The 26744-nt window shown below is 63.8% G+C and carries 17 protein-coding genes; 14 read left to right on the forward strand and 3 right to left on the reverse strand.

Annotated elements, in window-relative coordinates; genetic code table 11:
• Positions 1 to 23 precede the first annotated feature (23 nt).
• Both ACTJLB_RS04280 and fhuB read left to right on the forward strand, forming a co-directional pair.
• On the forward strand, positions 24 to 983 hold the full coding sequence (locus ACTJLB_RS04280) for an ABC transporter substrate-binding protein (RefSeq protein ID WP_440782587.1): 960 nt from the start codon (positions 24 to 26) through the stop codon (positions 981 to 983).
• Positions 980 to 2971, forward strand: a complete 1992-nt coding sequence (gene fhuB / locus ACTJLB_RS04285; RefSeq protein WP_440782588.1) for a Fe(3+)-hydroxamate ABC transporter permease FhuB — start codon at positions 980 to 982, stop codon at positions 2969 to 2971. Before ACTJLB_RS04280 ends, fhuB begins: the two co-directional genes overlap by 4 nt.
• A gap of 128 nt (positions 2972 to 3099) precedes the next feature.
• On the opposite strand, the gene ACTJLB_RS04290 is transcribed toward fhuB, so the two are convergent.
• Positions 3100 to 5160, reverse strand: a complete 2061-nt coding sequence (locus ACTJLB_RS04290; protein ID WP_440782832.1) for a TonB-dependent siderophore receptor — start codon at positions 5158 to 5160, stop codon at positions 3100 to 3102.
• Between the two features lie 374 nt (positions 5161 to 5534).
• Between ACTJLB_RS04290 and ACTJLB_RS04295 the strand changes: the two genes are divergently transcribed.
• The 6 genes from ACTJLB_RS04295 (at position 5535) to ACTJLB_RS04320 (ending at position 12614) form a co-directional block, all read left to right on the forward strand.
• Entirely contained in the window at positions 5535 to 6815 is a 1281-nt protein-coding gene (locus ACTJLB_RS04295; RefSeq protein ID WP_088175089.1) for an MFS transporter, read from the forward strand.
• Between the two features lie 120 nt (positions 6816 to 6935).
• Entirely contained in the window at positions 6936 to 7580 is a 645-nt protein-coding gene (locus tag ACTJLB_RS04300) for a pyridoxamine 5'-phosphate oxidase family protein (RefSeq protein ID WP_408199652.1), read from the forward strand.
• Positions 7581 to 7657: 77 nt separating this feature from the next.
• A complete protein-coding gene (locus ACTJLB_RS04305; RefSeq protein WP_020069930.1) occupies positions 7658 to 8575 on the forward strand; it encodes a LysR substrate-binding domain-containing protein in 918 nt (305 codons plus the stop codon).
• Positions 8576 to 8738: 163 nt separating this feature from the next.
• Entirely contained in the window at positions 8739 to 10040 is a 1302-nt protein-coding gene (locus tag ACTJLB_RS04310) for an MFS transporter (protein WP_425181972.1), read from the forward strand.
• Between the two features lie 79 nt (positions 10041 to 10119).
• Positions 10120 to 11367 carry a metal-dependent hydrolase family protein gene (locus ACTJLB_RS04315; RefSeq protein ID WP_087753175.1) on the forward strand — a complete coding sequence of 416 codons (1248 nt, stop codon included), beginning with the start codon at positions 10120 to 10122 and terminating at the stop codon, positions 11365 to 11367.
• Between the two features lie 122 nt (positions 11368 to 11489).
• The gene (locus tag ACTJLB_RS04320) at positions 11490 to 12614 is read left to right on the forward strand and encodes an asparaginase (protein ID WP_440782589.1); all 1125 of its coding nucleotides are present in this window, start codon (positions 11490 to 11492) and stop codon (positions 12612 to 12614) included.
• Between the two features lie 39 nt (positions 12615 to 12653).
• Here the strand turns inward: ACTJLB_RS04320 and ACTJLB_RS04325 are convergent, their stop codons facing one another.
• On the reverse strand, positions 12654 to 13628 hold the full coding sequence (locus ACTJLB_RS04325) for a chemotaxis protein CheV (RefSeq protein WP_020069926.1): 975 nt from the start codon (positions 13626 to 13628) through the stop codon (positions 12654 to 12656).
• A 314-nt stretch (positions 13629 to 13942) separates the two neighbouring features.
• Between ACTJLB_RS04325 and ACTJLB_RS04330 the strand changes: the two genes are divergently transcribed.
• The 3 genes from ACTJLB_RS04330 (at position 13943) to ACTJLB_RS04340 (ending at position 17361) form a co-directional block, all read left to right on the forward strand.
• Positions 13943 to 14503: a DUF4142 domain-containing protein gene (locus ACTJLB_RS04330; RefSeq protein WP_440782590.1), complete on the forward strand. Its 561-nt coding sequence runs from the start codon at positions 13943 to 13945 to the stop codon at positions 14501 to 14503.
• Positions 14504 to 14570: 67 nt separating this feature from the next.
• Entirely contained in the window at positions 14571 to 16295 is a 1725-nt protein-coding gene (locus ACTJLB_RS04335) for a tetratricopeptide repeat protein (RefSeq protein ID WP_440782591.1), read from the forward strand.
• Between the two features lie 40 nt (positions 16296 to 16335).
• On the forward strand, positions 16336 to 17361 hold the full coding sequence (locus ACTJLB_RS04340) for an aldo/keto reductase (protein WP_204521088.1): 1026 nt from the start codon (positions 16336 to 16338) through the stop codon (positions 17359 to 17361).
• Between the two features lie 135 nt (positions 17362 to 17496).
• Here ACTJLB_RS04340 and ACTJLB_RS04345 read toward each other — a convergent pair whose 3' ends face one another.
• Positions 17497 to 18240 carry an SDR family oxidoreductase gene (locus ACTJLB_RS04345; protein WP_204521087.1) on the reverse strand — a complete coding sequence of 248 codons (744 nt, stop codon included), beginning with the start codon at positions 18238 to 18240 and terminating at the stop codon, positions 17497 to 17499.
• 115 nt (positions 18241 to 18355) lie between these two features.
• Between ACTJLB_RS04345 and ACTJLB_RS04350 the strand changes: the two genes are divergently transcribed.
• The 3 genes from ACTJLB_RS04350 (at position 18356) to uvrA (ending at position 25788) form a co-directional block, all read left to right on the forward strand.
• Positions 18356 to 19252 (forward strand): LysR family transcriptional regulator, encoded by an 897-nt coding sequence (locus tag ACTJLB_RS04350; RefSeq protein ID WP_088175096.1) that lies wholly within the window; start codon positions 18356 to 18358, stop codon positions 19250 to 19252.
• A 76-nt stretch (positions 19253 to 19328) separates the two neighbouring features.
• Complete coding sequence (locus tag ACTJLB_RS04355; protein WP_020069920.1) at positions 19329 to 19646, forward strand: single-stranded DNA-binding protein; 318 nt, start codon at positions 19329 to 19331, stop codon at positions 19644 to 19646.
• A 226-nt stretch (positions 19647 to 19872) separates the two neighbouring features.
• Complete coding sequence (gene uvrA / locus ACTJLB_RS04360; protein WP_440782833.1) at positions 19873 to 25788, forward strand: excinuclease ABC subunit UvrA; 5916 nt, start codon at positions 19873 to 19875, stop codon at positions 25786 to 25788.
• Positions 25789 to 26744: the final 956 nt, after the last annotated feature.

Raw genomic sequence — 26744 nt, forward strand, 5'->3', positions numbered from 1 at the left:
GACGGCTCACTGCATGCGTTGTCATGACGGAACGTCTGCGCTTTAGCGGCAGGCGGCGCCTCGCGCTCGCGGGTTTGGGCGCGGCGGCGCTCGCGGCATCGGGCGCTCCGTTCGCCCGCGAGGCGGCCGCGCGTCCGGATGCGAGTTCAGGTGCGCGAGCGGTCGCAGGTGCCGCTGTCGCTTCGAGCCCGCGCGTCGTGGTGCTCGACTGGCCGCTGACGGAAGTCGTGCTCTCGCTCGGCGTGGTGCCGGCCGGCGTTTCGCGTCCCACGTGGTATGCAAAGCTCGACGGCGTTCCACCGTTGCCGTCTTCCGTCGTCGACACGGGCTTGCTGTATCAGCCCAATTTCGAGGTGCTGGAGTCGCTGAAACCGGAGCATATCGTCATCACGCCATGGCATGCGCCGCTGCGTGCGTTGCTCGAACGGATCGCGCCGACGTTGACGGCGCAATTGTTCGGACCCGGCATCGACGTGTATCCGGCGGTTCATGCCGCGACCCGCAAGCTGGCCGGCGCGCTAGGACGCGAGGCCGCGGCCAATGCGCTGTTCGCACGCGCCGACGCCGCGCTTGCCGACGCGTCCGCGCGTCTCGCGGCCTTCCGCGCGACCGGACGCCCGCTCTATCTACTACGCCCAATTGACGACCGGCATATCACCGTGTTCGGCAAGAACAGTCTGTTCGGCGGTGTGCTCGGCGCGCTCGGAATCGACAATGCGTGGCAGGGCATGGCCGATCCGCAAGGCATGACCGAAGCGGACCTCGGCGCGCTTGCGACGCGCACCGATGCGCAAGTCGTCACGATCGGCGTGCCGCCCGGCGTCGCCGCGCAGCTTGCGCGAAGCCCGCTATGGGGCGCGTTGCCGTTCGTGAGGCAAAACCGCGTGCGGCACATTGGACCGTTGCCCGCGCTCGGCGGCGTCGTTGCATCGATGCGTTTTGCCGATAGCCTCGCAAACGCGCTGCAAGGAGTCACTACATGAATCGCCCGACGGCGACCGTCGCCTTCGCCGCCCCTCGCGCATGGCGGCTGCCTGCGTTGCTGCTGATGCTGGCCGCGTGGCTCGTTTATCACACGCTATCGGCGCGGCTGCCGGTCGCGCAATGGCCAGGCGTCGTGCTGTCCGGCGCCGACGCAACGCTGCCGCAACTCGTCGTGCGTTATGGCTGGTTGCCGCGCGTCGCCATTGCGTTGATCGCCGGTGCGGCGTTGTCGCTCGCCGGTGTGGTGTTCCAGCAGGTATTGCGCAATCCGCTTGCCGAACCGCTTACGCTCGGCGTGTCGGCGGGCGCCTATCTCGCCTTGACGATCGCCGCGGTTGTCGCGCCCGCGCTCGTCGCCGACATGCGTTTCACGGTTGCGCTGACCGGCGCCGCACTCGCAATGCTGGCAACCATGGCGATGACCTGGCGCAAAGGCTTCGCCGCCGTGTCGATCGTGCTGGCCGGAATGATCGTGAACCTGTATTGCGGTGCGCTATCCGTCCTCCTAACTATCGTGTTCGAGCGTTCGCTCACATCCGTTTTCATCTGGGGCGGCGGCTCGCTCGTGCAGAACGGCTGGGCGGGTGTCGTCTGGCTACTGCCGCGCGTGCTCGCCTGCGGTGCGGCTGCGGCGCTACTGGTGCGGCCGCTCACGCTGTTTTCTCTCGACGACGGCAGCGCGAGCCAGCTCGGTATGTCGCTCGCATGGACGCGGCCCGTCGCGCTCGCCATCGCGGTGATCCTGAGCGCGTTCGTCGCGAGCGCGGTCGGCGTGATCGGCTTCATTGGGCTCGGCGGTCCGGTGCTCGCGCGACTGATGGGCGCGCGCCGGCTGCGCGACCAGTTGCTGTGGGCGCCGCTCGTGGGCGCGCTGTTGCTCGCAATTGCCGACCAGGCCGTGCAGAGCTTGCCAGGCGTGCTTGGCGAATTGCTGCCGACTGGCGCCGCGGTGGCCCTCTGCGGCGGCCCGCTGCTGCTGTGGATGCTGCGGCGTCTGCACGTCGAGGCGCCGCGTCCAGCATCGGCGGAACGCGCAGCCCCGCGCCGCGCGTTGCGTGTGCCCGTGCTGCTGCTTGGCGGGCTGCTCGTTGCCACCGTTGTCATCTCGCTGTGTTTTTCGGTGACGCTGCACGGCTGGCAGTGGACGGACGCGCAACATTGGAGCGATGTCTGGTTCTGGCGCGTGCCGCGGCTGACCGCTTCGCTCGGGGCCGGCGTGATGGTCGCACTCGCGGGCACGATCCTGCAGCGCGTAACCGGCAATCCTATGGCGAGCCCCGACTTGCTCGGCGTCAGCGGTGGCGCGATGCTCGGCATGCTGGTGGCCGCGGTCGTCGCGACGGAGCCGTCGACGCCCGTGCTGCTCGCGGGATCGGCGGCCGGTGCACTTATTTGCCTGCTGACGATCGTCACGCTTGGGCGCCGCAGCGGTTTCGCGCCCGAGCACGTGTTACTCGCGGGCATCGCGATCAGCGCGTTCGCGCAAGCAGTCATCATGCTCGCGACGGCGAGCGGCGGCGCTTATGCGAACCTGCTGCGTCCGCTGCAGTACGGTTCGACCTATCTCATCGTGCCCGCGACGGCCATCGCCGTTGGCGTGTGTACGGTCGCCGCCGTACTCGTCGCGTATCTCGGCGCGCGTTGGCTGGAAATCCTGCCGCTCGGCGCCAATGTGGCTGATGCACTGGGCGTCGGCGCACAGCGTGCGCGGCTGCTGCTGCTCGCGGTCGCCGCGATCCTCACGGCGGGAGCAACGGTCGTGATCGGCCCGATGTCGTTCGTCGGCCTGATGGCGCCGCATCTCGCGCGGCTGCTCGGCTTTCCGCGCGCGCGTTCGCAAATGCTCGTCGCGGCGCTCATTGGCGGCTTGCTGATGGTGCTGTCGGACTGGCTCGGGCGCAACATGATCTTCCCGCAACAGATGCCGGCGGGCGTGATTGCGACGCTTCTGGGCGGTCCTTATCTGATGTGGCTGTTGCGACGTTGAAGCATTGATCCAGTTAGGCCGATCCTGCTGCAAGCGGGGACGAAGTCAGGGAGCCGATGGCTCCCTGACTTTTTGTGCGACGTCCGCGCGCGATCTGCGCGACCTCGCGAATCGCGTCGAATGCCGCCTTAGAACGAAAACGTCGTATTGAGCATCACCAGCCGCGACTCGCCGACGGCGATGATCAGATTGCTGTTGCTCGACGGATAGTACGTTTTGTCGAACACGTTCTTCACGTTCAGTTGCACATGCGTGGGAATCTTGCCGATCTTCGTGTCGTACGCGGCGAACAGGTCGGCGACCACATAGCCCGGCAGCGTGAAGCTATTTGCCGTATCGCCCGGCCGCTTGCTTACGAGCCGCGCACCGCCGCCAAAGCGCCATTGTCCCGGCAGGTAGGGCAGCATCGTGTCGTAGACGGCGAAGAGACTGCCCGTATGACGCGCCGCGTTCACGAGACGCGTGCCGTCGTCGCGGTCCGTCGCGTTCGTATATGCATAGCTGCCGATCACGCTGACGTGCTGCGTGAGCCGTCCGGCAACGTCCAGTTCGACACCGCGCGACCTCGCGCTGCCCACTGTCTCGGTCGTATCGCCGACGGTTACCGCGACGTTCTGCTTGTCGATCTGATACACCGCGAGCGTGCCGGTGATACCGTGCGAGTCGAACTTCAGCCCGGTTTCGAACACGCGTCCATGCTCCGGCGCGAGCGGCTCGTTCACTTGTGTGGCGACGTTCGGCACGAACGACTTGCTGAAGTTCGCATACGCGGAAAGTGCCGGCGTCAGCCGGTACACGAGGCCGAATTGCGGCAGCCAAACCTGTCCATGCGAGTGATCGGCGATCACGAACGGACGGCCCACGCCCGATAGTTGCTGCCAGTTCTCCCAGCGCACGCCGCCTACAGCGATCAGCCTGTCGGTCAGATGAACGGTGTCCTGCGTGACGACCGAGTAGGTGTGCACTTTCGACAGGCTATCGCTTTGCGCCGCGCTCGGCGTGCCGCCCGCAGCGAGCATTCCATAGACAGGCTCGTACAGATCGAAGCCGGACACTGCCTTGCCGCGAATCGTGTCGCCGCGAAAGCTGCGCTGCCGTTCGTATTCGCCGCCCACATAGACCTCGTGACGCATGCCAGCGAGATTCAGATTGCCGATCGCGCCCACGGTGGCGATCTCGTCAGAGTCGTTGCGCTGCAGATTCGCATCCGACGTGCGGCTCATGATGCCGGTCCTGCTGTTGAACGCCGTCGCGCGGGTGATGTACTGGTCGTAGCGGTCGCGGCTCCATCCGTAAGTCGCGCGCACGCGCCATTCGTCCGAGAAGCGATGTTCGATCTTCGCCCGCAGCGTTTCCTGCTCGCCCGAGCTTTGCGCCCAGGGTTCCTCGTAGCGCGTATAGCGCAGTGCATCGTCGAGATGGCCGTTGACGAGCACCGTGCCCCGGTCGAAGGGCGTCGTGTAATCGACGTACTGGTAGCTCACGTCGATCGATGTATTGGCGTCGTGCCATGACAGCGACGGTGCGATCAACGAATCGCGCTGACGTCCGAAGCTGCGCCAGTAGCGCGCCGTGTTGTATTCGCCGGTCAGGCGAAAGGCGAGCGTGCCGCCCGCGACCTGTCCCGGCTGGCCGATGGGCCCGGTCAGGTCGAAGCCCGTACCGCTGCCGCGATGGCTCGTGTAATTCGCCGAGACGGAGCCGTGGAAGGTGTCCTCCGGTTTGCGCGTGATCAGGTTGATGACGCCGCCCGGCTCCTGAATGCCGTAGAGCAGCGAGGCGGGGCCTTTGAGAACTTCGACACGGTCGATCGTCGCCAGATAGTTGTGCAAGCTCGGCGAGCGGATGCCGTCGACGAGGATCGAGCCGTCGTCGTTCGAACCGAAGCCGCGTTTGATGAACGCGTCGCGCGTGCCGCCAAGCGTGTTGGTCTGCGTGATCCCGCTTACGTTACTCAGTACGTCGTCGAGTGTGCGCGCCTGCTGGTCCTGCATCACGCTCGAACTCACTACCGCGACGGATTGCGGAATGTCGCTGATCTTCGTCGCGACGCCGCTCGCCGTTTCGCTCGTGCGCGGACGATAGCCGACGGTCGGGTCGGCGAGCGCTGTGCCTTGCACGGCGACCGCCGGCAATTCCGTCGAAGCGGCGGGCTGAGCGCTCGCGGCGTCGGAGGAAGCGGCGGCCATCGCGGCTGGCGCGGTCACCATGTACATCATCATCGAAAGCGGCAAGCCGATGCCGGACCGGCGATAGCGGCCGGGTACTGCAGAAGTTTTTACGAAGCGCATGGATGGTTCGGACGACGCGGCACGCCCGCACCAAAGCGGTCGGGAGTGTCCGGCGGCGTCAGTTTTTATTAATGATGCGAGAGAATAATGTAAATGAGAATTGTTATCAAATGAAAACATTGAAAATCTTAGGTAGGCGGAGAGCGGTGAGGCGGCCGCATTGGCTCGGCCTCGCTAGCGTTGCGCCGGTAACCGCCGCGTCAGCAGAACCCGCATGCTTGCTCTAAACTAGCTGCCGCCCGCGCCCAGCCCAACCAAACACGACCACCTCGATGCCTCCCGTTCCCGCCGATTCCAACGATCGCAACGACTCCACCGATACCTCGAGTGTCAGCCTGCCGAAGCAACCGGCGTTTCAACGCTTCTGGTGCACGCGGATTCTTTCGTCGCTGTCGTTCCAGATGCTCGCGGTCGCGATGGGGTGGCACATCTATGCGCTGACGCACAGCGCGTTCGCGCTCGGCCTCGTCGGTCTCGCGCAATTCCTGCCAATGTTCCTGCTCACGCTCGTGGTCGGCCATTTTGCGGACCGCTACGATCGTCGGCGGATCGCGGCGATTTGTCAGAGTCTCGAAAGCGTCGCCGCATTGCTGTTCGCGTGCGGCACCTTTGGCGGGTGGATCAGCGCGCCGGTCATCTATGCGCTGGCCGCATGCGTGGGCGCGGCGCGCGCGTTCGAGTCGCCGGCGGTCGCTTCGCTGCTGCCGGGCGTCGTGCCGCGCCCGCAGTTGCCGAAAGCGACGGCATGGGCCACTTCGGCGAACCAGACCGCGCAGATCGCCGGTCCCGCGCTCGGCGGTCTGCTTTACGGCATCGGGCCGGGCGCCGCTTATCTCGCGTGCATGCTGTCGTTCGCTGCCGCCGCGACGGCCGTGTGGGGCATTCCGCTACGCGCGAAGCCGGCAAGCCGCGCGCCTGTCACGCTCGAATCGGTGTTCTCCGGTATCGCGTTCATTCGCAAGGAGCCGGTCATATTGGGCGCGCTGTCGCTCGATCTGTTCGCGGTACTGTTCGGCGGTGCCACGGCGTTGCTGCCGGTGTTCGCGCGGGACTTCCTGCATACGGGGCCGCTCGGGCTCGGACTGTTGCGCTCGGGCACGGCCATCGGCGCGCTCGCCGGGACCATCTGGCTTGCACATTTCCCGCTGCGTAACCGGCCCGGCGCGGCCATGTTCGGCGGCGTGGTCGTGTTCGGCATCGCGACACTCGTGTTCGGCCTGTCGCATCAGTTCATTGTTTCGCTGCTTGCGTTGATGGCGCTCGGCGCGTCGGACACCATCAGCGTGGTCGTGCGGCTGTCGCTCGTGCAGCTTCGCACGCCGGATGAAATGCTCGGACGCGTGAGCGCCGTCAACTCGCTTTTCATTGGGACGTCGAATCAATTGGGCGAATTCGAGTCCGGCGTGACGGCCGGCTGGTGGGGCGCACGAACGGCCGTACTGGTAGGCGGCATCGCCACCATCACGGTCGCCTTGCTGTGGATGAAGCTCTTCCCCGAGCTCAGGAACACGCGTTCGCTCGAACGCGAAGAAGAACTGGTGCCGAGCAACTGAGCGGCGCGCTATTCTCAATTGATGGAAACCCGGTTCTCGATCCGGCCGGGTTCTCCAGAAAAGCTTTAACGGTTAAGGTTGACGTGTTACTTGCGGAACGACCCGCAAAGGAGCCGCTTCATGACACGCCTCGACTCGCAACCGAACAGTTATCCGAGCGACATTGCTTTCACGCCCACCGTCAAGGCATTGCAAAGCCGCAACGGATCGCGCGACGCGTATGCCCGGATGGAAGAAGAGCACGGCTGGCAAACCCGGCTGACGCCTGACGTCGCGCGTTTCATCGAGCAGCAGACCAGCGTGTTCTTCGCGACTGCAAGCGCAGAAGGGCAACCTTATATCCAGCATCGCGGCGGCCCTGCGGGTTTCCTGCACGTGCTCGACGACCACACCATTGCGTTCGCCGACTTCGCCGGCAATCGTCAGTACATTACGTCCGGCAATCTGACCGACAACCCGAAAGTGCATCTCTTTCTCGTGGACTATGCGCATCGCCGGCGCATCAAGATATGGGGCGAAGCGCGTGTGATCGACGACGACCCCGCGCTGCTCGCGAAGCTCATGCCGCAAGGTTACAAGGCACGCGGAGAACGCGTGATCGTGATGAGCGTGCATGCGTGGGACGTCAATTGCCCTCAGCACATTCCACAGCGTTTCGAGGCTGCGGACGTCGCCGCCGCATTGCAGGAGCGTGACGAGCGCATCAAGGATCTCGAAGCGCAAGTAGCGGAACTCAAGCGCCTTTCAGCTGCTTCTGGCGCTTGATAGACGGTGCCCGACGCTGATCTGAGCCTGAGCCGCACCCGCTATCATGGTGCGATCGCGACTCGGCTCCTTTCATCATGCGCATTGCTCCCTTACCACCGCTCCAATGTCTGGTCGCGTTCGAATCGGCCGTGCGGCACGCAAGCTTCACCAAGGCCGCCGCGGAGTTGCATCTGACGCAAAGCGCGGTCAGCCGGCAAATCCAGCAACTCGAGGAATTTCTCGGCCGGTCGCTGTTCGTCCGTGAGCATCGCGCATTGCGTCTGACCATCGCCGGCGAGGGTTACGCAAAGCGCGTGCAATGGTTGCTTGCGAACTGTTCCGAAGCGACGCTCGACGTGATGAAGCGTTACGGCGACCAGGAACTGACCATCGCGTGTTCGTCGGGCGTCGCCGTGTTGTGGCTGACGCCGCGGCTCGGTGCGTTTCGTGCCGCTTACCCGAACGTGAAAATCAGAATGATCGTGCGCGACGGACTCGCGTCGATGTCGCCCGCCGAATTCGATGTGGGTCTCTACTACATCCGCCAGCATGCCGAGCCGCATTACACCGCCCGCCGCATTTTCGACGAGGAGGTGTACCCGGTCTGTTCGCCCGCCTATCTCGCAGGCCGCGTGCTCGAGCCCGCCGATCTTGCTCAGGAAACGCTGCTGATTCAGGAAGACGGTCAGCGCCAATGGATGTCGTGGCCGGAATGGTTTCGCATCAACGGCGTGCAAATGCCTGTTGCGCCGCAGGCTGTCATGGTGAATCACTATCCGCAACTCGTGCAAATGGCGATTCTCGGTCAGGGCGTGGTGCTCGGCTGGCGGCACATGATCGACCGATGTCTCGAAGAAGGGCTGCTGGTGCGCGCCACCCACGCATCCGCGAGTCACGGCGGCGGCTACTATGTGGTGTCGCCGAACGACCGCTCACAGAACCAGGCCGCGCGCGTGTTCACGCGGTGGCTCTTCGAGCAGGCCGAAGCGCAGACGGGCAGGGCGGCGGCCTGAACGGCTTCGCATGCGCTGCACGCATGCGTGCATGCGAATCTTTCGTTTCGAAAACAATTCAGGTCTCTCTACGATCGGCGTTATGCATGCAAAAGCGCCGCGACGACGGCGTGGCGCGTTGCCGACACTTTGCCTGACAGGCAGCCAGATGAGGAAAGAGACCATGCAAGGAACGCTTTCATCCAACGTACCGCTCTCGGTGGACACGCTCGCGCGTCAGCGGCGGCACGCCATTATCGCGACCGTGCTCGGCAACGGGCTCGAATGGTTCGACTTCACCGTCTACAGCTTTTTCGCGGTCATTATCGCGAAGCTGTTCTTTCCGACCGGCAATGACCTGACCTCGCTTCTGCTTGCCGTCGCCACGTTCGGCGTGGGCTTTTTCATGCGTCCGGTGGGCGGCATCGTGCTCGGCGTGTATGCGGACAAGGTCGGGCGCAAGGCTGCGCTGTCGCTGACCATTCTGCTGATGGCGGGCGGCACGGCGCTCATCGGCATTGCGCCGACTTATCAGCAGATCGGCGTGTGGGCACCCGTACTGATCGTGATCGCGCGATTGCTGCAAGGGTTTTCGGCGGGCGGCGAGATGGGCAGCGCGACGGCGTTTCTCACCGAGTACGCGCCCGCTAACAAGCGCGCGTACTATTCGAGCTGGATTCAGTCGAGCATCGGCTTTGCGGTGTTGTTGGGCGCAGCGGTCGGCACCTTCGTGACCAGCAGTCTGAGCACCGAAGCGCTTCATTCGTGGGGTTGGAGAATGCCGTTCCTGATCGGCATGCTGATTGGACCCGTCGGCTATTTCATTCGCAGCCGCATGGACGAAACGCCCGCCTTCAGCGCAGTGGCGGAAGAAGCGAAAGACGATTCGCCGCTCGCCGAAGTGTTCCGGCGCTTCCCGCGAGAAACCTTCGCGAGCTTTTCGATGGTGATTCTGTGGACCGTTTGTACTTACGTTCTGCTGTTCTACATGCCGACGTATTCGGTCCGCACGTTGCATCTGCCGCAATCCACGGGATTTCTCGCGGGCATGTTCGGCGGCTCGATGATCATGTGTTTTGCTCCGGTGGTGGGCAAACTCGCTGACCGCTACGGGCGCCGCCGTTTCCTGTCGGGGGCCGCCGTGCTGATTCTCGTGCTGGCCTGGCCGATGTTCGCCTACATCAACCGGGCGCCGGGCCTCGCTTCGCTGATGGTTTTTCAAGGCGTGTTCGGTCTGCTGATCGCTGCATACACCGGACCCATTCTCGCGGCGTTCTCCGAACTGTTTCCGACCAAGGTGCTCTCCACGGGACTGTCGGTCGCCTACAACTTCGCTGTGACGATCTTCGGCGGCTTCGCACCGTTCTTCATTACGTGGCTGATTGCGTCGACAGGCAGCAACATGGCACCCGCGTTCTACGTGATGATCGCCGCCGCGATCAGCCTGACGGGCACGTTCTTCGTGCGCGATCCGCAGCGGCACTGAATCGGGCAGCGCGTGCGGTGCGCTTCCGGCCGCACGGATTCTCATCAAGTCATCAAGTCAGCAAGTCAGGACAATTCCCATGAGCATTACGGTAATCAATGGCGGCAATGTACTCGATCTCAAGCAGGGCATTCTGCTCGAACATCATCATGTCGTGATCGAGAACGGCCATATCGTCGAAGTCACCGATCGTCCCGTCGATCTGCCGAACGCACGCGTGATCGACGCGCGCGGCAAGACGGTGATGCCCGGTCTGATCGATTGTCACGTACATGTGCTCGCTTCGCGTGCGAACCTCGGTGCGAACGCAACGCAGCCCAACATCCTGACGGCGATCCGCGCGCTGCCGATCCTGAAGGCGATGCTCGGCCGCGGCTTCACGACCGTGCGCGATGCGGGCGGCGCGGATTGGGGTTTGACGCAGGCGCTCGAAAACGGCTTGGTTCCGGGGCCGCGCATTTTCCCATCCGGCAAGGCGCTTTCGCAGACGGGCGGCCACGGCGATTTCCGTCCGCGCGGCGATATGCTGGAGCCGTGTTCGTGCTGTTTTCGGGCTGGCGCGATTGCGCGCGTAGTGGACGGCGTGGATGCCGTGCGTCTCGCCGTCCGCGAAGAAATCCAGAAGGGCGCGACGCAGATCAAGATCATGGCATCGGGCGGCGTGGCATCGCCAACCGATCCGATCGGCAACACGCAGTATTCCGAGGACGAAATCCGCGCGATCGTCGCCGAAGCGCAAGCTGCAAACACCTATGTGATGGCACATGCATACACCGGCCGCGCGATTTCGCGCGCGATTCGCTGCGGCGTGCGCACTATCGAGCACGGCAATCTGGTGGACGAAGCCGCCGCGAAACTGATGCGCGAACATGGCGCGTTTGTCGTGCCGACGCTCGTCACCTACGACGCGCTTGCGAAGCACGGCGCCGACTACGGGTTGCCGCCCGATTCGATCGCGAAGGTCGAAACCGTGCGGCAAGCAGGACGCGATTCGCTGCAGATCTACGCGAACGCGGGCGTGCCGATGGGTTTCGGCTCCGACCTGCTCGGCGAAATGCACACGTTCCAGAGCGACGAACTGCGCATTCGCGCAGAAGTGCTCGGCAATCTCGAAGCGCTGCGCTCAGCAACGACGATCGCCGCTGAGATCGTTGCGCAAGAAGGCAAGCTGGGCGCAATCGAAGCGGGCGCGGTGGCGGATGTGCTGGTGGTCGACGGCAATCCGCTCGACGATATCGGCACGCTGACCGGGCAGGGCGAGCGTCTCGCGTATGTGTTTCAGCGCGGCGAAGTCGTGAGCGAGCGCGGCGCGGTCGTCTCGCGCTGAGACAGCGTGTCATGCCGGACTGATCGCGTGCAATTGATGCCCGTGCGCCCGTTACGTAGAATCGTGGCGCACAACGCTTGATTGCCAGCGCAACGATTTGCGCGATCACGAGGAGAACGGGCATGACTTTGCACACGGCCGGGCCGATTGCGGCGACCGTCTATCGCGGCGATTCGGTAGAGAACACGCACCGCGCGCATGTTGCGGTCGTCGATTCGAATGGCCGCCTGCTGTATTCGTTCGGCGACCCGTCGCGCGTGACGTTGGCCCGCTCCGCCGCCAAGCCCGCGCAAGCACTGGCGGTGCTGGAAACGGGCGCGCTCGAGCGCTTCGGTTTCGACGATGCGGACCTCGCGCTGATGTGCGCCTCGCACAGCAGCGAGCCGCGTCATATTGAACGTGCGCGGCAGATGCTCGCCAAAGCGCAGGCGAGCGAAACCGATCTGCGCTGCGGCAGTCATCCGCCGCTGTCGGATGCGGTATATGTCGACTGGATCAAGCGCGATTTCAAACCGGGTGCCGTGTGCAGCAATTGTTCGGGCAAGCATGCGGGCATGCTGGCCGGCGCGCGTTCGATCGGCGCGGCGCTGAACGGTTACGAACAGCCAGAGCATCCGTTGCAGGTCCGCGTGAAGCACACGGTGGCCGACGTTTGCGACTTGCCGGACGACGGCGTGCAATGGGCCACTGACGGTTGCAATCTGCCCACGCCGGCCTTTCCGCTCGATCGTCTCGCACGGCTCTTTGCAAAACTGGCCGCGGCGCAGGACGAGGTTTCGTCGTCCGGTGCAGCGCCCAATACGCGGACAGCGGCGCTCGCGCGCATCTATCGCGCGATGACGGCTTATCCGGAACTGGTGGGGGGCGAGGGCCGCTTCTGCACGATATTGATGAACGCGTTTGGCGGCGCGCTCGTCGGCAAGCTCGGTGCAGACGGCAGTTATGGGATCGGCGTGCGCGCATCGAGTCAGACTGCCGCGCACACGTCGAAAGCGGGCGCACAAGGTGCACAAGGCACACAAGGCACACAAGGCACACAAGGCGCACTCGGCATCGCCGTAAAAATCGAGGACGGCAATGTCGGCGTGCTGTACGCGGTGGTTGCCGAAGTGCTGGCGCAACTCGACATCGGGACTGCCGAACAGCGCGCGAAGCTCGACTCTTTCCATACGCCCAGGATGCTCAACACCATGGGCGTCGCCACTGGCCGGCGGGTCTTCTCGGTTGCGCTCGAAGCGTCCCGATAGGACGTGTGCCGGGCAACGCCCGGCACTCAAGCGATTTCGTCAGGCCGCGGCTTCTGTGGCAGACATCAGTGCACTGCGTATCGCGCTCGCGAGTTCACTGGCCTGAAACTTCGCGACATAGCCGTTCGCGCCGGCGTTCTTCACATGCGCTTCGTTGGCCGCGCCGGTCAACGACGAATGGATGATCACAGGAATGTCGCGGGTGCGCTCGTCGGCCTTGATCTGGCGAGTCAGCATGAAGCCGTCCATCTCGGGCATTTCGAGGTCGGTCAGAACGAGCGCGATGCTGTCCTTGACGCGCGCGCCGTTGCTCTGTGCTTCGTCGGCGACTTGTTGCAAGGTCTGCCACGCCTCTTCGCCGGTCTTGGTCATCACGTATTCGGCGCCAATCGCGGTCAATGCCTGCTCGATCAGCTTGCGGGCGAAGCCGGAGTCGTCGGCGGCAAGAATCTTCGCGCCCGGGCGAATGCCGAGTGCATCGCCCACGGACGTCGGGTCGACGCTCGGGTGCTGCGAGGGGAACACGTCGCGCAACACCTGCTCGACGTCGATCACCTGCGCGAGCCGCGAATCGCCCGTATTGCCGTCGATCCGCGCAATGCTCGTCACCAGGTTGCCGCCCGCCGCGCCTTCCGCGGAGAGCACCTGATTCCACTCGAGTCGCACGATGTCGTCCACTTCCTCGACCGCGAACGCCTGGGTGGAGCGCGCGAATTCCGTGACGAGCAGGATATTCAGGCCGCGCGTGGGCTCGCAGCCCATGAGCCGCGGCAAGTCGATCACGGGAATGATCTGCCCGCGAATGTCGACGGCGCCCATCACGAACGGCGACGAACCGGCGATCGGCGTGACCGGCGGCATCGTCGAAATTTCGCGGACCTTGAACACGTTGATGCCGTAAAGCTCATGCGCGTCACTGCCGGGGACGGAGCCCAGCCGATACAGCAGCAGTTCGAATTTGTTGGAACTCGTCAGGTTGCTGCGTTCGTCGTGCGCGCGGTTATCTGCTGCCATCGAATCTCTCCAGGATTGCGGTGCGTGGCGCGCTTGCATGGATTGATGCCGTCGCGCCTCTTACTTTTTGTTATCGGCGCGCTTGCCGAAAAATTCAGCGCTTTGCCGGATTTCTGCTGGCAATCCCTGGGTGAGCCACCTGATCTCATTCACGAGATGGCGTCATTCGTGTGAAGGTTACCTGCCGTTACACAAGCCACAGCGTCGTATCACACCGCGCCGGGGCGCGCTTCTAGAATCTCCCGCGATGGACGGCGGTGCCGCGCGGCGCCCCGTGCTCCGTTGCCGTTTCGCTTTCAATCCAAGGAGAACGTATGATCCGCTTGCCTCTCGCCACTATCGTCAGCGCCACTATGGCGAGCCTGCTGACCGTCGCCACGGCCGCCAGCGCCCAGACGGCGCCGGCCCCCGTCGCGCCGGACGCGGGCCGTCTGCATGCTGCCGACCAGACGTTCATTGCCGACGGCACCAGGGCCGTCGCCACTCAACGCGATGCCGCGCGCATCGCCAACTCGCGTTCCACGGACCGCGACGTCAAGGCATTCGCCGAGCGCGTCTCGACCGATAACGCTAAGATCTCGGACGCGCTTCGCGCGGCGAGCCCGCGCGGCGTCGACGTGCCGAAGAACGACCCTGACACTGCCGTGCTCGCGAGCATCAACAATCTGCGTGGCGCCGAGTTCGACAAGGCTTATATCGAGCAGGTTGCGCTCGCCGGCGAGCAGAAGGCATTGTCGGCGTTCCAGGCCGAAATCGCTTCGGGCCGCGATCCGCAGTTGAAGGATGCGGCGAAAAAGGCGCTGCCGACCATTCAGGAGCATTACGCGATGGCGCAGGAACTGGCCAAACGCAAGCATCTGACGGCGGCGCAGTAAAGCACTGCACGCGTGCCGCCTCGCTGGGACAAAGCGGCGCGGCGCGCGTTTTTTCCGGATTCATCGCATGAAGAAGCCTGCCAATCTGGCGCAACAGTTGGACCATATGCTTAGGCAAGCGGTCGCGCTTCAACAGAACGGCGCGTTGGCCGAGGCGCAGGAACTTTATCGCGAGATTCTCGAGCTCAAGCCTCGCCATTTCGACGCGCTGCAACTGCTGGGCGCATTGGCGTTGCAAAGCGGCCGCATCGAAGAGGGCGTCGATCTGCTCGCGAGGGCGCTCGCGGTCAACCCGAAACAGGCCGCGGTTCATTCCAACCTGGCGTATGCGTTAAACGCGCTGCATCGTTTCGATCAGGCGTTGGCCAGTGCGAACCGCGCGCTCGCCTTGCAGCCGCAGTTTCCCGACGCGCTCAATAATCGCGGCAACGCGCAGGCGGGCCTCGATCGTCCGCTCGACGCGCTGGCGAGCTTCGACCGGGCGATCGCGCTCGCCCCCGATTTCGCGCAGGCCTGGAACAACCGCGCGTGCGTGCTGCGCGATCTGGGCCGTCCCGCCGACGCATTGGCCAGCTGCGACCGCGCGCTCGCGTTGCAACCGGGTTACGCCGAAGCATGGAGCAATCGCGGCAATGCGCTCTCCGATATGAACGAGCCGCATGAAGCCGAGCGCAGCTACCAGCGCGCGCTCGAACTGGCGCCGGGCTTCGTCGACGCATGGAATAACCTCGGCCTTACGCAGATCGATCAGGGCCGGCATGAGCAGGCGCTTGCCAGCTATAAGCGCGCGCTCGCGCTCAATCCCGAAGCCGCCGAGACCCACTGGAACGAAGCGCTGTGTCTGCTGCAATTGGGGCAGCTCGAAGCGGGCTGGCGGAAGTATGAATGGCGCTGGGAGCGTAGCCGCATCAAGGCGAGCCGGCGCGTCATCGCGCAACCGCTTTGGCTCGGCGACTTCTCGCTCGACGGCAAGACGATTCTGTTGCACGCCGATCAAGGGCTGGGCGACACGCTGCAGTTCTGCCGCTATGCGGCAATGGTGTCGAAGCTCGGCGCGAAGGTCATACTCGAAGTGCAGCCTGAATTGCGGCGGCTGATGTCCACGCTCGACGGCGCAGATCAGATCGTCGAAGCGGGCGAACCGCTGCCGCCGTTCGATTGCCACTGTCCGCTGTTGAGCTTGCCGCTCGCGCTCGGCACGTCGCCCGGCAGCATTCCGTCGTCCACGCCTTATCTTTCTGCCGAGCCCGCTGCGGCGCGCGCATGGGGCGAGCGTATCGACGCCGACGCACGAGGCCGCCTCAAGGTCGGCCTCGTCTGGGCCGGTGGGAACCGTCCGCACGTGGCGGAGCTTCGCAAGAACGACGCGCGCCGTTCGCTCACATTCGCGCGCTTCGCGCCACTTCTCGATGTGCCCAACGTGCAGTTCTTCAGTCTGCAGAAGGGACCGGCGGCGCAACAATTGACTGCCGGCGAATGCGCCGCGCATATCGTTGACCACACCGGCGAACTGCACGATTTCGCCGACACCGCAGCGCTCGTCGGGAACCTGGATCTGGTGATTTCCGTCGACACATCCACCGCGCATCTCGCCGGCGCACTGAACAGGCCGGTGTGGATTCTCAACCGCTTCGACACCTGCTGGCGCTGGATGCTGGAGCGCAGCGACACGCCCTGGTATCCACGCGCAAGGCTCTTCAGGCAACCGTCGCTGGGCGATTGGAACAGCGTGATGGAAACCGTGCGCGCAGCGCTCGCCGACCACGCGCTCGCGTGGACCGGCGTAGACTGAACGTCCGTTTAAATGACGGCTATGCCACGGAGATTCATCAATGGAATACAGACATCTGGGTGCATCCGGTTTCAAGGTGCCGGTGCTGAGTTTCGGCACGGGCACGTTCGGCGGCAAGGGTGATTTTTTTCAGGCGTGGGGCTCGACGGACGTGGATGAAGCACGGCGTCTGATCGACATTTGCCTCGATGCGGGCGTGACGATGTTCGACACCGCAGACATCTATTCGCGCGGCGCTTCGGAGTCGGTGCTCGGCGAAGCGCTGAAGGGCAAGCGCGATAAGGTGATCATCTCGACCAAGGCGACCTTCCGTTTCGACGACGGTCCGAACAACGTCGGCTCATCGCGCTTTCATCTGATTCAGGCAGTAGACGCAGCGCTCAAGCGCTTGCAAACCGATTACATCGACCTTTTTCAGTTGCATGGTTTCGACGCCAGAACGCCGGTCACGGAAGTGCTGTCTACATTGGACGACCTGGTGCGCGCAGGCAAGATCCGCTACACGGGTGTGTCGAACTTTTCCGGCTGGCATCTGATGAAGTCGCTGGACACGGCGGACCGCTACGGCTACCCGCGTTATGTCGCGAACCAGACTTACTACTCGCTCGTCGGGCGCGATTACGAGTGGGAACTGATGCCGCTCGGCGTCGATCAGGGCGTGGGCGCCGTGGTGTGGAGCCCGCTCGGCTGGGGACGTCTGACCGGCAAGATCAAGCGGGGCCAGCCGTTGCCCGATACGAGCCGTTTGCACAAGACCGCCGACATGGGGCCGCCGGTGCCGGACGAGTATTTGTACCGCGTGCTCGATACGATCGACGAGATCGCCGTGGAAACCGGCAAGACCGTGCCGCAGATCGCGCTGAACTGGCTGTTGCAACGTCCGACAGTGTCGACCGTGCTGATCGGCGCACGCAATGAAGAGCAGTTGCGGCAGAACCTGGGCGCGGTCGGCTGGAACCTGACGCCGGAGCAGGTCGCGCGGCTCGATGCGGCAAGCGCCGTGCGGCCGGCTTATCCGTACTGGCATCAGGAAGGATTCGCCGAGCGCAATCCCAAAGCGGTATAGGCGGGCGGTTCGGTGCGAGTTCTAACGCGTGAGTCCGGCGGCTCGTCAGGAGTGCCCGGACTCACGCGCGCTGCAAGTTCGATTAGCCCACTGCGTTGACCCGCTTCAGGTTGCTGGAGCGGCGCCCGACACGCCTCAAGCCAATCCGCCGTTTGCCCGCAGCACTTGGCCGTTGACCCACGCGGCTGCCGGGCTCGCGAGAAACGCCACCACCGACGCAATATCTTCCGGTTGCCCGAGGCGCTCCAGCGGCGGCATCTTTGCAAAGTGTTGAATCTGCTCGTCGGTCTTGCCGTCGAAGAACAGCGCCGTCGCGACCGGGCCCGGCGCCACCGCGTTCACCGTAATGTTGCGCCCGCGCAGTTCCTTCGCGAACACGTGCGTGAACGTTTCCACCGCGGCCTTGGTCGCGCTGTAGATCGCGTAGCCAGGCATGTTCAGCGCGACGGTCGTGCTCGAAAAGTTGATGATGCGTCCGCCGTCGTTCATGCGGCCCGCCGCTTCGCGCAACGTATTGAAGGTGCCGCGCACGTTGATGTCGAATGTGCGGTCGTACAACTCGTCGCTCGTGTCGGCGAGTGGCGTCGGCTTGATCACGCCTGCGTTGTTGATCAGCACGTCAACTTTGCCCAGTTGCTGCTCGGCGGTTTCGAACATGCGGCGCACGTCGGCAGCCTTCGACACATCGGCCTTCACCGCCACCGCCCGGCCACCCGCGCCGTTGAGTTCGGCGACGAGCGCGTCGGCCTCGCTGGAACTGGACGCATAGTTGACGACGACAGCAAAGCCGTCGCTCGAAAGGCGCCGCGCAATGGCGGCGCCGATGCCTCGCGATGCGCCGGTAACGATAGCGACTTGTGCGTTTCTGATCGTGTTCATGGTGCGTTTCCTTTTCGGTATTGAGTTGGTGAGTGAATGATGAACGCTTTGTGCTTCGAGATAATCGGGTTAGACTGGCCATCATCATTCGATCCTCTTTAACAATAGCGCCCATATGGACCGTTTCGAAGAAATGCGTGTGTTCGTGCGGGTCGCCGAGCGGCAAAGCTTCACGCGTGCGTCCGACGACTTGCAGATACCGCGTGCCACGGTCACGAACCTCATCAAACGTCTGGAGGAGCGGCTCGGCGCGCGGCTGCTGGAGCGCACCACGCGAACGGTTCGCCTGACGCCCGACGGGCAGGCGTATTACGGACGCTGCGTGCGGTTGATCGCCGATATGGAAGAGGCGGAGGGCTCGTTCTCTAACCTGGCGCCGAAAGGTTTGTTACGTGTGAATCTGCAAGGCACGCTCGCCCGGCACTTCGTCGTGCCGACGCTGCCGGCGTTCCTCGCACGCTACCCCGATATCGAACTGACAATCGGCGAAGACGACCGTCTGGTCGACCTGGTGCGCGAGGGCATCGACTGCGTGCTGCGGGCCGGCACGCTGCAGGATTCGTCGATGGTCGGGCGCCGCGTCGCGCAACTGCAGCAAGTGACGGTGGCGAGCCCGGCTTATCTGGAGAAATATGGCGAGCCCGCCGATCCGTCGGCGCTCGAATCGCACCGCGCGGTCAACTATGTGTCTAGCGCAACGGGCAAGCCGGTGCCGCTCGAATTCGACATCGAAGGCCGCATTACGCCGATGCTGTTGCCCGGCGCGGTGTCCGTGACGGGCGTCGAGCTCTATACGGGCTCGGCGGTGGCCGGGCTGGGCATGGTCCAGGTGCCGCGCTATCGCGTGTCGGATGAACTGGCAAGCGGGCGCCTTAAGATCATTCTCGCGAATTTTCCGCCGCCGCCGATGCCGGTGTCCGTGCTGTATCCGCAGAATCGGCAACTGTCGTCGCGGGTGCGCGTGTTTGCAACGTGGCTGCGCGATATCTTCGAGGCGGCGGGCACTGCGTAAGCGCCGCCGTGTAAGGTCTCGTGGGATGATGTGCGCCGCACATCGGGTGCGGAACCTGCAACAAGGGAGCAGCAAGATGATCGATGGACTGGTGAGCGGGCGCCTGTATGGCGAGGCGCAGCTTCGCACGGGGCAAAACGGTACGCGCTTCGTGACCTGCAAGGTGCGCGCGGTCACCAATGACGGCGACACGATTTTCGTCAACGTGATTGCGTTCGATAACGGCGTGCAAACCGCGCTGCTTGCGTTGAGCGACGCGGACAGCGTTGCGCTGAGCGGGGCAATCACGCCCAAGGTGTGGACCGACAAGAACGGCCTGGTCAAACCGGCCGTCGACATGGTCGCTCACAAGCTCCTGACAGCCTACGAAGGGCGCAAGGACGGCGACGCGTGACGGCTGACACTGCGCGCGGCATGACGCCGGCCGTGTAGCGGGGCGTTATGACACGAAGTGCGCCAAACTTGGCCGGTGCGCGTCGTGGAAAACTGTATAAATATACAGTATAGTGTTCAACTGCAAGCGGGGCGCGGCTTCAGCGCCTCGGCGCCCGTTTGCACTGAACTTGCGCGGTCGCGAGGCGTCCGTGAGAGGTGGCCCACTCATTCAGACGGTCGAAAAATTGTCATCCAACGGCATCATCAAGATTCGCGGCGCGCGCCAGCACAACCTCAAAAACGTCGATCTCGACGTGAAAACCGGCGAAATGACGGTCGTTACCGGGCCGTCCGGGTCCGGCAAGTCGAGCCTCGTGTTCGACACGCTTTACGCGGAAGGGCAGCGGCGCTACGTCGAAACGTTTAGCGCGTACGCGCGGCAGTTCCTTGATCGCATGGACCGGCCGCAAGTCGACCGGGTCGACGGCGTGCCGCCCGCCATCGCGATCGACCAGACCAATCCGGTGCGTAGTTCGCGCTCCACCGTCGGCACCATGACGGAGCTCAACGACCACCTGAAGCTGCTCTACGCGCGCGCGGCCGAACTGTTCGACCGCAAGACGGCGCATCAGGTGCGTCACGACACGCCTGAAACGATCTACGCCGAGCTGCTCGAACGCACGGAAAAGGACGACCCGCGACTGGTCGTCACATTCCCGGTCGAGTTGCCGGAGTCGGCGTCCGAGCAGGAAGTGGAGCAATGGCTGTCGGCGAGCGGCTACACGCGCGTGCAGGCGCAGCGCGAGGTCGAGTCGCCTACCGGCAGACGCAAACTGCTGGACGTCGTCGCCGACCGCTTCCGCCTGCGCCAGGCGGACAAGCAGCGCGTTGTCGAGGCGATCGAAGCGTCGCTCAAGCGCGGCGGCGGGCGCGTGAATATCTACGTGCTGCCGCCGGCTTCCGAGGTCCAGCAGCCGCCTGAGGCACAGCAAGCCGAGCCGCAAATCTGGCGTTTCTCCACAGGACTGCACAGCCCGGAGAGCGATCTGCGCTACGCCGATCCGCAACCGGCGCTGTTCTCGTTCAACTCGGCCTACGGCGCGTGCGAGGTCTGTCGCGGGTTCGGCCGCGTGATCGGCGTCGACCTGGGTCTCGTGATTCCAGACGCGCGCAAGACGCTGCGCGACGGCGCGATCAAGCCCATGCAAACGCCGGCGTGGAAGGAGTGTCAGGACGATCTGATGCGCTACGCGGCGAAGGCCGACATACGCCGCGGCACGCCGTGGGGCGAACTCACGGACGCCGAGCGCGACTGGGTGATCAACGGCTCGCCTGACTGGAATGGCAAGTGGCAAAGCCATTGGTACGGCGTCAAACGCTTCTTCGAATATCTCGAATCGAAAGCGTACAAGATGCATATCCGCGTGCTGCTGTCGAAATACCGCAGCTACACGCCATGCGAAACCTGCGGCGGCGCGCGCCTGAAAACGGAATCGCTGCTTTGGCGCCTCGGCAGCAAGAAGAACGCCGACGACGTGCTGACGCCCGCACAGCGCTTCATGCCGCGCGGCGTCGAATGGAACCGCGCTCAACTCGAAGCGTTGCCTGGTCTCACCGTGCACGACCTGATGCTGATGCCGATCGAGCGCATCCGCCGCTTCTTCGACGAAATCAGTTTGCCGAGCGCTTTGCTCGACGACGCGCTCAAGCTGCTGCTCGCGGAAGTGCGCACACGCCTCAAATACCTGTGCGACGTCGGGCTCGGCTATCTGACGCTTGACCGCCAAAGCCGCACGCTGTCGGGCGGCGAAGTGCAGCGGATCAATCTCACCACGGCGCTCGGCACGTCGCTCACTAAAACGCTGTTCGTGCTCGACGAACCAAGTATCGGCCTGCATCCGCGCGATCTGAACCGTATCGTCGAAGCCATGCATCGCCTGCGTGACGCGGGCAATACGCTGGTGGTGGTCGAACACGATCCGTCGGTCATGCTGGCGGCCGATCGCCTGATCGACATGGGTCCGGGGCCGGGCGAGCGGGGCGGCTCGATCATTTACGACGGCGTGCCCGAGGCCATCCGCTCGTCGGGCACGCTCACCGGCGAATATCTCGGCGGCCGCCGGCACGTGGCGGACGCGGCGCACTGGTCGCAGCGCCCGGTCGACGCGAGCACGCCTCGCATCGTGCTCGAAGGCGCGACCGAACATAATTTGCGCGACGTGACGGTGGAGATTCCGCTGCAGCGGCTCGTCTGCGTAACAGGTGTGTCGGGCTCCGGCAAATCCACGTTGCTGCAAGACGTGCTGTACCCAGCCATGGCGCGGCACTTCGGTCTCGCCACCGAGTCACCCGGTGCATTTCGCAGCCTGACCGGCGCGGATCAGGTCACCGACGTCGTGTTCGTCGACCAGTCGCCGATCGGCAAGACCGCGCGCTCCAACCCGGCGAGCTATGTCGGCGCGTTCGACGAAATCCGCAAGCTGTTCGCGAAGGCGCCGCTTGCGCAACAACGCGGCTATGGCCCAGGCATGTTCAGCTTCAATTCCGGCGACGGGCGCTGCCCGACATGCGGCGGTTCGGGCTTCGAACATATCGAAATGCAGTTCTTGAGCGACGTGTATTTGCGCTGTCCGGACTGCGACGGCCGCCGTTATCGCGCCGAACTGCTCGAAGTGAAGATCGAGCGCGGCGAACCCGCGCGTGCGTTGAGCATCGCAGACGTGCTCGAACTGACCGTCAGCGAAGCCGCCGCCTATTTTTCGAAGGATGCCGAAGTATTACGCGTGCTGCAGCCTATCGTCGACGTGGGTCTCGAATACGTGAAGCTCGGTCAGCCGGTGCCCACGTTGTCGGGCGGCGAGGCGCAGCGGCTCAAACTCGCGGGCTTTCTCGCTGAATCCGCGCAGGCGCGCACCGCGCGCGGCGCGAAGCAGGCAGTCGCCAAACGCCTTTTCATGTTCGACGAGCCGACCACCGGCCTGCATTTCGACGATATTGCCAAGCTGATGCAGGCGTTCGGCAAGCTGCTGGCAAGCGGCCATTCGCTGATCGTGATCGAGCACAATCTCGACGTGATTCGCGCGGCAGACTGGATCATCGACCTCGGTCCCGAGGGCGGCGACGGCGGTGGCCGCGTGCTGTGCGCCGGCACGCCGGAAGACGTCAAGGGCTGCCCCGAATCGCATACCGGCGAAGCGCTGTTGCACTACGACCGCGCAATGAGCGCGGCTGCGCAGCCTGCTGGGGAGGCATCGCAAGGCATTCCGTTGCAGAAGGCGCTGAGCGCGGCGCGCGCGCGCCGTGCAATCGAAGGCGAAGACGTGGTACGCATCGTCAACGCGCGCGAGCACAATCTGAAAGCGCTGGACGTCGACATCCCGCATGGCAAGTTCAATGTCATCACCGGTGTGTCGGGGTCGGGCAAGTCGACGCTCGCGTTCGACATACTTTTCCACGAAGGGCAACGCCGCTACCTCGAATCGCTCAATGCGTACGCGCGTTCCATCGTGCAGCCCGCCGGCCGGCCTGAGGTCGACGCCGTGTACGGCATCCCGCCGACGGTCGCGATCGAACAGCGTCTGTCGCGCGGCGGCCGCAAGAGTACGGTGGCGACCACATCCGAGGTGTGGCATTTCCTGCGCCTGCTGTATGTGAAGCTCGGTTTGCAGCATTGCATTCATGACGGCACGCCGGTTACGTCGCAAAGCGTCGAGTCCATCGCCGCGCAATTGCTGCGTGACCATAAGGGGCAGCACGTCGGCTTCCTCGCTCCGCTCGTGGTCAACCGCAAAGGCGTGTACACCGATCTCGCGAAGTGGGCAAAAGCGCGGGGCAATACGCATCTGCGGGTGGACGGCGAATTCGTGCCGGTGGACCCGTGGCCGAAGCTCGACCGCTTCCGTGAGCACACTATCGAACTGCCGGTCGCCGACCTGATCGTGTCGGCGGACAACGAAGCGGAACTGCGGCACGCGCTCGATCAAACGCTGGAAGTCGGCAAGGGTGTGATGCATCTGCTCGCGCCGCTCGACGGTCTGCATGACGCAATAAACGGCGGGCAGCCCACCGCGAAGCTCGGCGCGGTCAAGGTGCTCTCCACCAAGCGGGCGTGTCCGGTTTGCGGCACGAGCTACCCCGAGCTCGATCCGCGCATGTTCTCGTATAACAGCAAGCACGGCTGGTGCACGACCTGTGTGGGCACGGGGCTCGCGCTTACACGCGAGCAACGCGCCGCGTACGACGACACGATCGTCGTAGACGACAATCGTGGCCGCGAACAAAGTTTGCCGTCGGAAGAGCAGGAACCTGAGGGTCTCGTCGACGAACCGTGTCCGGATTGCGTGGGCACGCGCTTGAATCCCACGGCGCGCGCCGTCACGTTCGACGCGCAAGCCATTACCAACGTCGCGCAATGGACCGTGTCGGACACGCGCGCATGGATCGACGGTTTGCACATGACAGGCCGCGACGCTGAGATTGCGCGCGACGTAGTCAGCGAGATCGGCAGCCGTTTGCAGTTTCTCGAAGAGGTCGGGCTCGGTTACCTGAGCCTCGACCGGGCAGCGCCGAGCCTGTCGGGCGGCGAGGCGCAACGCATTCGCCTCGCCGCGCAACTGGGCAGCAATCTGCAGGGCGTCTGCTATGTGCTGGACGAGCCGACCATCGGCCTGCATCCACGCGACAATCAGATCCTGCTGAACGCGCTGCGCAAGCTCGGCGACAAGGGCAATACGCTCGTGGTCGTCGAGCACGACGAAGACACGATCCGGCGGGCCGATCACATCATCGACATCGGGCCGGGCGCCGGCAAGCGCGGCGGCACGCTGATCGCGCAGGGCAGCGTGGCGGATCTGTCCGCGCAGCCCGAATCGCTGACGGGGCAGTTTCTCGCAACGCCCATCGTGCATCCGCTGCAGCCGCGTCGCAAAGTCGTCGCGCCAGGCAAGCGCGCGGCGGCGGTGCCCGAGAACTGGCTGACCGTGCACGGCGGCAAACTGCACAATCTGCGCAACGTTACCGTGGGCATTCCGCTGTCGCGGCTCGTCGCGGTGACGGGCGTCAGCGGCTCGGGCAAGTCCACGCTTGCGCGTGACGTGCTCATGGCGAATCTGCTCGACGCAGTTGGGCGCTCGGTGTTGTCGTCGCCGGCTACGCGTCGGGCGCGAGCGGCGGCAGAAGAGAAGCCCGCCGCGAACCGCCGTTCGAGCGTGCTCGCGCGCACCGCGCCGCGTGCTCCGCTGAACGTCACGCATGCGTGGCAGGGCTGCGACTCGATTACGGGTTGGGAAAGCATCGACCGCGTGCTGGAAGTCGATCAGACGCCAATCGGCAAGACGCCGCGCTCGTGTCCCGCAACGTATATCGGCGTGTGGGACGCAATTCGCAAGCTGTTTGCCGGCACGCTCGAAGCTCGCGCGCGGGGCTACACGGCATCGCGCTTCTCATTCAACACAGGCGAGGGCCGCTGCCCAGCTTGTGAAGGGCAAGGCGTGCGCACCATCGGCATGAGCTTCCTGCCGGACGTAAAGGTGCCGTGCGATGTCTGCCATGGGCAGCGCTTCAACCCGGAAACGCTCGCAGTGACATGGCGGGGCAAGAATATCGGCGACGTGCTCACCATGGAAATCGACGAGGCTGTCGAGTTCTTTGCGCCGATCTCGAACATTGCCCATCCTCTGCAGTTGATGAAAGACGTGGGGCTCGGTTACCTCACGCTCGGTCAGCCATCGCCTACCTTGTCGGGCGGCGAGGCGCAGCGCATCAAACTCGTCACCGAGTTGAGCAAGGTGCGCGACGACATTACGCGGCGCGGTCAAAAACCGCCGCATACGTTGTATGTGCTCGACGAGCCGACGGTTGGCCTGCATATGGCCGACGTCGCCAAGTTGATTCGCGTGCTGCATCGTCTCGCTGACGGCGGCCATAGCGTCGTGGTGATCGAGCATGACCTCGATGTGATTGCCGAGGCAGACTGGATCATCGACCTCGGTCCCGAAGGCGGTGTGGGTGGCGGGACAGTCGTCGCTGCTACGGACCCCGAAGGAATCGTGCAGGTTCGCGCGAGCCACACCGGCGCAGCGTTGAAGCCTGTGCTCGACCGTACTGCACATGGCGGCGCTCGCGCTGCCCAAGTGGAAGCGGGCGAAGGCACCAACGGGTAGCGGAAACTTCGAGTCGCGTAGCAAAAGAGAGGGCCCGCATTGCCGACCAGGCGATGCGGGCCCTTTCCATTCCCCTAGAGCATGTTTAGTTCGAGACAATGTTTTGTTTAGTGCACTGTCACATCGTCGTATTCGCAAACCGGGTTGGCACACGGGCAAATTCGGAAAACTTTAGAACGTCCCGTCTAAAAGGCCGGCAGTGCCAGATTGAAACAATGCCATCAAAAAAAGTTTGACGACCGATTTTGATTTGTTATTGTCCCTGTCCATTGAGTGTTTCATAACGCTTGGTGCGTTGGCGGGACACGCGCACCGGGCTCTTCTTCACGCTTTTCCAGCCTGTTTGAAAGCCACGCGTCCGTAATTCGGCCGCCGCTTCCGCTCGCGCTGGAAATTCGTAATCGCTTGCCACGGCCGTCTGAGGCGTGGTCCAGCTTTGCGACATAGCGGCCGGACGAGCAGTGGGTGTGGTGCGCGAAACAATATTTGCTTATATCAAACAAATTTTGACTACGTGATTCTGACTTGCTATGTTTCTGCCACCGCATGACATGCAGCGCAATTTGAGCTGAGCCTTGCGCGCAGGCGGTTCTGTCGCAATAGTGTTCCCCAGTCAGTGAATCTTTCAACTCACTGACAGATCAGCCGGGCAGAAGCAAGCTCGCACCGGAAGTGCCCTCGGCAGAACGCTGGCGGGTTGATGAAAAGTTAGGCATCCAAAGTGTTTGTGTCTCGGTGAATGTGCCGAGTCGCGCCGAAAGTGGCGCGCCGCGAAAGCGGGCTGGTTCACCTCGACATGAACATTGCACGAAATAGAAAAGCTTTCATTTCTGTTAGTAAATTAGTAGTCCAATTCAATCGATTGAATTGGATTCGTATCGCCTTTCGCAAAGTGATTGGATTAAACGCAATTTAATCGTTTTGGACTTATTTGCACTAATGCTGGGCATATTCGG

The sequence above is a fragment of the Paraburkholderia sp. 22098 genome (genome assembly GCF_052045935.1).
Lineage (GTDB): Bacteria > Pseudomonadota > Gammaproteobacteria > Burkholderiales > Burkholderiaceae > Paraburkholderia > Paraburkholderia caledonica.